The following is a 7,274-nucleotide window of genomic DNA, read 5'->3' on the forward strand; positions in this document are numbered from 1 at the left end:
TTGCTGCGAGACAATATGCTAACGAATGCGCCAGGGGATGGAAAGAGAAGCTTTAGAATATAGCATTCTGTTTCAGTCCGGTTGCAACAGCATTATTCGTTCCAGATTTGCAACGATGAAACCCACTTTTGCGCCTACCCAATGCCCCGTTTAGCCACTAATGTTTATCAGTAGATTCAGCCCGCAAGGCACCCTCTCATCACATGGAGAAAGAAAATGACTATTGCTTACAAACGTCTTGATAAAGATCAGGCTGCCGTACTACTGGTCGATCACCAAACGGGTTTACTTTCACTGGTCCGTGACATCGATCCAGACAAGTTTAAAAACAACGTTCTGGCATTAGGCGATCTGGCGAAATATTTCAAACTCCCGACTATTCTGACCACCAGCTTTGAAACGGGTCCTAACGGTCCATTAGTTCCTGAACTGAAAGAGCTGTTCCCGGACGCCCCTTACATCGCACGTCCTGGTCAGATTAATGCCTGGGACAACGAAGATTTTGTTAACGCGATCAAAGCAACAGGCAAAAAGCAACTAATTATCGCCGGGGTAGTAACCGAAGTCTGCGTCGCATTCCCTGCGCTTTCTGCCATTGAAGCCGGTTTCGACGTGTTTGTGGTCACCGATGCATCCGGTACGTTTAATCCACTGACCCGTGATTCCGCGTGGAATCGTATGTCATCTGCTGGCGTACAATTAATGACGTGGTTCGGTCTGGCCTGTGAATTACACCGCGACTGGCGCAACGATATTGAAGGGCTGGGAACGTTGTTCTCCAACCATATTCCTGACTATCGTAACCTGATGACCAGCTACAACACGCTGACATCCGGGAAATAATATTCCTGTCAGTGTAATACACAGAAACCCGCCAACATCGGCGGGTTTCATTGAACAGTTTCAGTCAGGATTAGTGGTGCAGCATTTCATCCACCACCTCTTCTCCCTTGAGCTGATAAGGGTAATAGGTTGGCCAGTTATCCATCTCTTCAAGCAGGGCAGCCTGCGAGGTATTCCCCATAAAGATATGGAAGTGGCTCGACTTACGTGGCGCAATAATGTGATCGCTGAATTGCACGTATTTCGGCGCGTCGCTGCCAGCGTCTTTACACTCGAACAGGTAACGCACACCTTTCTTACCTGACGTATAGTTCAAAATTTTATATCCGGCATAATCATACTTACACGATGCCACCTTTTTACCGGTATGAAACTCCATTACGCCGTTTTCAATACCAATAGTGTCAACATCGGTCGCGTAACCCTCACGGTAATAGGCTTTAATCTGCTCTGCCGTTTTGCTCTTGTCTTTCTCCGCTTTCTTTTTGAATACCGGATCCAGTTCGCCACTCACCAGATACGGATAGACAGACTGCCACATGCCATCCCAGTCGGCTAGCGTACGGTTCTGCACATTTTTGTCATCAAAAACGCCTTCAGCCGCCTTTTGTTCTATTTCGGTCATTGGTGCACCATGGGAATGGTGACCATGCGCCAGTACCTGACTACTAACAAAAAGCATCCCCAGAGCGACTGCCAATTTTTCCACATGCATAGCCAAAATTTCACCCTCAAATCATTTGCGAGTGAAATGTTATAATATAACATTGCGGTTTAATCAATATCGTTTTACGTCACTCAATCATGCTGGCGGGCAATTTTCCAACGGCTGTCAAAATGGGCCTGGTACTGCGCCACAACACCAGGCTCTCCACGGATCACCAACACGTTTTCTGAATTCGCAAATTCGGCGGATTTGGCAAAATTAAACGAGCCGGTCTCCAGCGTGTCACCATCAATAATCATGGTCTTGTCGTGTTGTAGGTGATAGTGGTCATCCAACTCGATAGCGATACCGTTGGCCGTCGCAAACGCGATCGCTTTCTGACTGACTTTCCCCTGATTACGTTTTTTATCGATCACTGCCCGGACAACAACGCCTCTTTTTTCTGCATCTACCAGCGCCTGAACAATATCCGCAGACTGAAAGGAATACGCCATCATGTCGATGGTGTGCCGCGCATGATGAATAGTGTCGAGAACTAAACCCCGCGCCGAACCTTCCGGTGAAAAACCTACCTGAACAGAGGCATTTGCCATCGGCACCGCGGCCCACAACAGGGCCGCGACCATAGCCATCGATTTTATCTTCATGTTATTGACCAGTGAGTGGTTTAATCTGAGGAGTTATCCGGACAGCGTAGCGTTCGCGTGCAAATCTGATCAAGCAATGCCTGTTGATGGCTGATAATCAGCATACCTAACGGACGGCGCTGACACTCTTCAAGCAGCAGCACCCAGATATCCCGTTGGATAGAGGGATCGAGTTGCGCAGTTATTTCATCGGCAATCAGAAAACGCGTACGCGGGTCGAGCGCCCGCAGTATGGCAATTCGAGCCAACTCACCACCCGAAAGTTGTCCGGGACGACGCGTTAGCCACTCCGGCTTAATATGCAGTCGGGCAAGCATTTCTGCATCTGGCCGCCAGGCATCATGAACCGCATCACCGGTACTCCGTCTGGGGTTAAAGGTTAATTCAGGATGCTGCGGCACGAGCTGCACCGGGCAATATTGATGGCGCGGCAACGGTTGGTTATCAACCAGAACGTCACCGGATGTCGGCTTTTGCCACCCCGCAAGCACACGTCCCAGTGTTGTTTTTCCGGTTCCACTGGGTGCGCAAATCCCAATACGTTCCCCTGGCGAAAGCGAGAACGAGAGATTTTGCCACAGTATTTTGCCTCCCTGACGAATGAACACATCACGACAGCACAGCATACCGCTCTCCAAAAAGTTGATTTCTTTCGGGCAGCGCTCGCCATTGCCGTTGCAGATGTTCACTAATTTCACCACGCAAAAGCTGTTCCCGGCTGACATTATCCGACACCGTTCCGTGATGCAGCGCGACAATGCGATCTGCGTGACGTGCCGCCAGAGTGAGATCATGTGTCACCCATAAAACACCTGCTCCCTGCTCACACAGGCCGCGTAGCTGTTCCAGCAGCTGATTTGCCAGAGGCGCATCAAGCCAGGCGGTAATCTCATCGGCAAGAATATAACGCGCCTGGCTGAGCGCGGCATGACACGCCAGAATGCGTTTGGCCATCCCTCCCGAAAGCTGACGCGGGAAAGACTCTAACACGGTGATATCCAGATGATGACGTTCGAGCAAACGTTCAATTTGCCCTGTATTCCACGCCTGACCGGAAAGCTGGCTGGCTCTTCGTAAATGCTTTTCAATAGACAGCAGTGGATTCAGCGCCTGCACACCTTGCGGAACATAACTAAACGTATTGCCACGGCATGCCCTGATGTCATTGTTATCCAGCATTTTTCCATCAAGGGTGATATTGCCATGAAAGCGCAAATTTTCCGGCAATAGATCAAGTAGGCATTGCAGCAGCAGGCTCTTACCCTCACCGCTGCCCCCCACTAACGCCACCATCTGGCCTGGCGCAACATCAAAGGAGACATCCTGCAGCAACGAGGACCATTTTTTTGCGCCGTACCAGCGATAACGCGCCACTTCCAGCGAAATCTGCTGCAAACTCAACATGTATCACCTCTCAACCATAAACGCTGTACCGCCCGGGCAAGTTGATCAAATAGCATCACAAGGAGAAATAGCATCAGCCCAGGAAACAGCACCAGCCACCAGTCCCCATGACTGATAAACCGCAACGCATCTGCCAGCAACAGTCCCAGCGAAGGTTCGTGGGGTGCCAGCCCGAAGCCAAGGAAACTTAACGCGGCACTGTGCAATACCGCATGAGGGAACATCAGCAACGTTCCTGTCAGCCACTGGGGCAACAGCGCGGGTAAATAATGATGCCGCCAGCAGTAAACGTGGCCATGTCCCAGTCGCCAGGTGAGTGTCAGATAATCACTGTGGGCCACGCGTTCCGCTTCAGCACGTAAAATCAATGCCAGCCGCGGCCAGTGTGTGAGCGCAACTGCCATAATCACCCCGCTTTTCCCGCCGCCTAACGTAAAACAGATCAAAATCAGCAGCAGCAGGTGCGGCATGGACAGCATCGCATCGGTGATCAGACGCATGACGACATCCAGGCGTGGATGCAAACGAGAAATCGCCGCCATCAGTAACGCAATGAACCCGCTGCACAGGGCCGCGCCAATACCGATTTGCAGACTGGTAAGCGCCCCCTGAAAGCAACGAACCCACAAATCGCGCCCCAGATTGTCGGTACCAAACCAGTACAGCGCATCAGGCGGAAGATGACGGGCAAGAAGATTCACGCTCAACGGATTATCCAATGTGGCCGCACCATATACTGCAATAAATAACAGGCCACTCACGGACAGCAGAAGACGAACAAGCGTCGGCGTCGGGTTATAGAGCATCAGGTCGCTCCAGCGCACGATTCAGAACATGGACAAACCAGGCAGAGAGAGAGTTACCCATAAACACCAGCACGGTACTGAACAAGACAATTCCCATCAGTAACGGCAAGTCACCGCGTAATCCGGCATCGATGGTAGCCTGCCCCAGTCCCGGATAGGCAAAAACCTTTTCAGCCAGCAACGCACCGCCCAACAGTTCGCCCAACGAGGCAAACTGTAGACATAGCGCTGGCGTGATGGCGTGTCGCAGAACCTGGTGTCGCAACAGCGACCATCCCTTGTCACCCTGCGAACGCGCAAAGCGGACAAATTCGCTTTTCATCACGCTGGCGATACTTTCCCGCGTGTGCAACGTAATTTGCCCCAGCCCCAGCAGACTAAGTGCACAAACAGGGAGAACCAGATGGCGCAGACGTTCAGTCAGCGTTGCCATATCACTGTTATTTCCCGGTTCCCACGCACAACAGACCGGGAACAGCGGCCAGCGCACCGCAAATACCGCCAGCAACAGCATGCCAATCCAAAAGGTCGGTAAGGAAGAAAGCAGATAGCTAAGTCGGCAGATGGCTTTATCCGGCCAACGGTTCAGGTAGCGACCAGCAACAAACCCCATTGTCGTTCCCAATAAACCGGAAACCAACCACGCACCGCTAAGCAGCGCAAACGAGGTCGCAAACCGCTCCTTAATCACGCTGGCAACAGGGGCATTAAACAGCATCGAGTAACCAAGATCGCCCTGTAGCACGCGTAAGAACCAGTGGAAAAAACGCTCCCACAGAGGTTGATCCAGGCCCCAACGTGCAGCAATACGTGCATATTGCTCCGGCGGAACATGCAGCAAATCGTTGCCAATATAGGCACGGATGGGATCGACCGGAGAAAAGCTGAGCAAGATGAAAGTGCCAGCCGCGACCAGCACTAACAACACTATCAGCCGTAATACATGGCCTAAAACAGACTTCATCAACGGCAGGTCCAGGTCCATTCATCAAGATTGTTGAGCAATGACCAGCTACCGTGAATTTCCGGTGCACCTTTGCCCAGATCAATGCACGGATTTGCCAGATAGGTGTGCTGAATATTCAGCAGCCATGCCCATGCGGCATCCCCTTGTACGCCTGCGCCTTGTTTGCCATCCCACTCAACCTGTTGCCAGAAAGGTAACGCTTTTTGCCAGTCTGGTGCATCAATGGCCTGCTTGAGATGTTGCTCGACCACCGGATTGCTGTAGTAGCCCGGGTTGTAATACTCCACACCCGCCGCCTGCCCGCTGTAGTGATGGAAAAGCTCCATCGGATCCAGACTCCCCCAGCCGAACAGCGTAGGATTAGCATGCATATGGCGTTCAACGGTTTCCCAGCTACCCGACTGCAGCGACACTGCAATGCCTACCGGCTCCAGCATGGCGCGCACGGCCTCGGCTAAATCACGACGGGTACTGTCGCCGCTGGCATACCACAACGTCAGACGCGCCTCTTTACCGTCTTTCACCCGTACACCGTCTTTGCCCACTTTCCAGCCTGCCTGATCCAGAATCGTGCGGGCTTTTTCAGCGTCACCATCTTTGAATGCCACCGAAGTCCCCTGCCATGGCAATCCCTGAACCGCGCTATACGCGGGGATTGCATGACCTTCCATAACCTGCCCGGCAAGCTGCTTACGGTCAATGGCGTAATTGATCGCACGCCTGATAGCAATATCGGCTGTAATATCGTTCCCAACCGGATAACCATTAGCATCTTTCTTCCCAGCCGGAACCATTGGGAAAACAATACCGCGGTTTTCTACACTGTCGCGAACCCACAGTTTTAAATTCTGCTGTGCCGGTGCTACCGCCATCGACGGCGCAATACGTACCAGTCCCAGTTGACCACTACGCGCTGCGGCGTATGCGTTATCCTCATCGAGGAATACAAATACTAACCGGTTGAAATCATTCTTCTTACCGGCATACCACGGGTTTGCTTCCACAATCAGTTGCTGCCCCGGTTGAAAGCTCACCAGGCGGTAAGGACCTGCGCCAATCGGATTTTTGGCAAATGTTTTTTCGTCATACTGTTTTGCCGGAACAATACCTAACGAACCGAGCACGTTCACAAAAGTGCTCTGCGGATGACTAAGCGTAATTTCTGCCGTGCGGTTGTCTATCACGCGGGCATGGGTGAAATTTCCCATGTCAATTTTTCCACCACTTTTTGCGGCTTTGTTATAGGTGAAGACCACATCTTCAGCCGTTAGCGGTGAACCATCAGAGAATTTGAGATCGGGCTTAAGCGTCAGCGTCCAGGTTTTGCCGTCGGCACTGGTCACCACTTTTTCCGTCAGCAGGTTCCCCCAGCTCATATCCGCATTTTGCTTTAACACAGGTGCATGCAACAGCAGATAGCTGCCATGACTCCAGCCCAACATCGGGTCAAATCCCTCCGTCGGCTCGGGCCCAATGGCCAGTTTTAGCGTCTGGCCTTCGTCTGCATTTTGCGCAGCGAAGAGTGGCGAGGTTAATGCGAGAGTCAGTGCGCACGTCAGCAGTGCCAGCTTGCCTTTAATCATTCTCTTATCCAGATTTACGTTATTTTTATCTTGTTTAACGAACAATTTACGTTAGACGGTCTCCTGGGGAAGGGATTATGGCGGACAGTAATGCCGAAAAAAATGATACAGCGCAGAAAAGTATGACGATTTTTAAAAAACATCATACGACTTTCTAATACCCGGCGCTTTCACGTTTCACTTCGCTGAAGTGGTTAAGCAAAATCACCGTATTTATTCGGCGTTATATTAAATAAGAAGCAATAGTTGCAGGGAAAACTATTCACCCACTTCGGTTTTTGCCTACCTCAAATTCATGACAATTTATGTATATTTATTAAAGAAAGACACAGTAAGTGACAAGTTATGTAAATATAT

General features: G+C 51.1%; 8 protein-coding genes. 1 reads left to right on the forward strand and 7 read right to left on the reverse strand.

Going from position 1 to position 7,274, the window contains the following annotated elements:
* Nucleotides 1-216 precede the first annotated feature (216 nt).
* Complete coding sequence (gene ycaC / locus NNO03_RS06700; protein WP_005120379.1) at nucleotides 217-843, forward strand: isochorismate family cysteine hydrolase YcaC; 627 nt, start codon at nucleotides 217-219, stop codon at nucleotides 841-843.
* A 70-nt stretch (nucleotides 844-913) separates the two neighbouring features.
* Here ycaC and zinT read toward each other — a convergent pair whose 3' ends face one another.
* From zinT to NNO03_RS06735, 7 genes are all read right to left on the reverse strand, one after another.
* On the reverse strand, nucleotides 914-1,558 hold the full coding sequence (zinT, locus tag NNO03_RS06705) for a metal-binding protein ZinT (RefSeq protein WP_271449141.1): 645 nt from the start codon (nucleotides 1,556-1,558) through the stop codon (nucleotides 914-916).
* A gap of 83 nt (nucleotides 1,559-1,641) precedes the next feature.
* Nucleotides 1,642-2,157, reverse strand: coding sequence for a phospholipase D family protein (locus NNO03_RS06710; protein ID WP_271449132.1), 516 nt, complete (start codon nucleotides 2,155-2,157; stop codon nucleotides 1,642-1,644).
* Between the two features lie 20 nt (nucleotides 2,158-2,177).
* Entirely contained in the window at nucleotides 2,178-2,783 is a 606-nt protein-coding gene (locus NNO03_RS06715) for an ATP-binding cassette domain-containing protein (protein WP_271441169.1), read from the reverse strand.
* Nucleotides 2,767-3,561, reverse strand: a complete 795-nt coding sequence (locus tag NNO03_RS06720) for an ATP-binding cassette domain-containing protein (protein ID WP_271449133.1) — start codon at nucleotides 3,559-3,561, stop codon at nucleotides 2,767-2,769. Before NNO03_RS06720 ends, NNO03_RS06715 begins: the two co-directional genes overlap by 17 nt.
* Nucleotides 3,555-4,367: an ABC transporter permease gene (locus tag NNO03_RS06725; RefSeq protein ID WP_271449134.1), complete on the reverse strand. Its 813-nt coding sequence runs from the start codon at nucleotides 4,365-4,367 to the stop codon at nucleotides 3,555-3,557. The genes NNO03_RS06720 and NNO03_RS06725 overlap by 7 nt, the downstream gene beginning before the upstream one ends.
* The gene (locus NNO03_RS06730; RefSeq protein WP_271441172.1) at nucleotides 4,357-5,331 is read right to left on the reverse strand and encodes an ABC transporter permease; all 975 of its coding nucleotides are present in this window, start codon (nucleotides 5,329-5,331) and stop codon (nucleotides 4,357-4,359) included. The genes NNO03_RS06725 and NNO03_RS06730 overlap by 11 nt, the downstream gene beginning before the upstream one ends.
* A complete protein-coding gene (locus NNO03_RS06735) occupies nucleotides 5,331-6,917 on the reverse strand; it encodes an ABC transporter substrate-binding protein (protein WP_271449135.1) in 1,587 nt (528 codons plus the stop codon). Before NNO03_RS06735 ends, NNO03_RS06730 begins: the two co-directional genes overlap by 1 nt.
* Nucleotides 6,918-7,274 lie beyond the last annotated feature (357 nt).

Source organism: Citrobacter sp. Igbk 16 (assembly GCF_028069755.1).
GTDB lineage: Bacteria > Pseudomonadota > Gammaproteobacteria > Enterobacterales > Enterobacteriaceae > Citrobacter.

Excerpts from the sequence above, each read along its gene's own strand:
- NNO03_RS06720 (WP_271449133.1), bottom strand. The coding sequence starts at position 3,561 with ATGTTGAGTTTGCAGCAGATTTCGCTGGAAGTGGCGCGTTATCGCTGG.
- zinT (WP_271449141.1), bottom strand. The coding sequence starts at position 1,558 with ATGCATGTGGAAAAATTGGCAGTCGCTCTGGGGATGCTTTTTGTTAGT.
- NNO03_RS06735 (WP_271449135.1), bottom strand. The coding sequence starts at position 6,917 with ATGATTAAAGGCAAGCTGGCACTGCTGACGTGCGCACTGACTCTCGCA.
- NNO03_RS06730 (WP_271441172.1), bottom strand. The coding sequence starts at position 5,331 with ATGAAGTCTGTTTTAGGCCATGTATTACGGCTGATAGTGTTGTTAGTG.
- NNO03_RS06725 (WP_271449134.1), bottom strand. The coding sequence starts at position 4,367 with ATGCTCTATAACCCGACGCCGACGCTTGTTCGTCTTCTGCTGTCCGTG.
- ycaC (WP_005120379.1), top strand. The coding sequence starts at position 217 with ATGACTATTGCTTACAAACGTCTTGATAAAGATCAGGCTGCCGTACTA.
- NNO03_RS06715 (WP_271441169.1), bottom strand. The coding sequence starts at position 2,783 with ATGCTGTGCTGTCGTGATGTGTTCATTCGTCAGGGAGGCAAAATACTG.
- NNO03_RS06710 (WP_271449132.1), bottom strand. The coding sequence starts at position 2,157 with ATGAAGATAAAATCGATGGCTATGGTCGCGGCCCTGTTGTGGGCCGCG.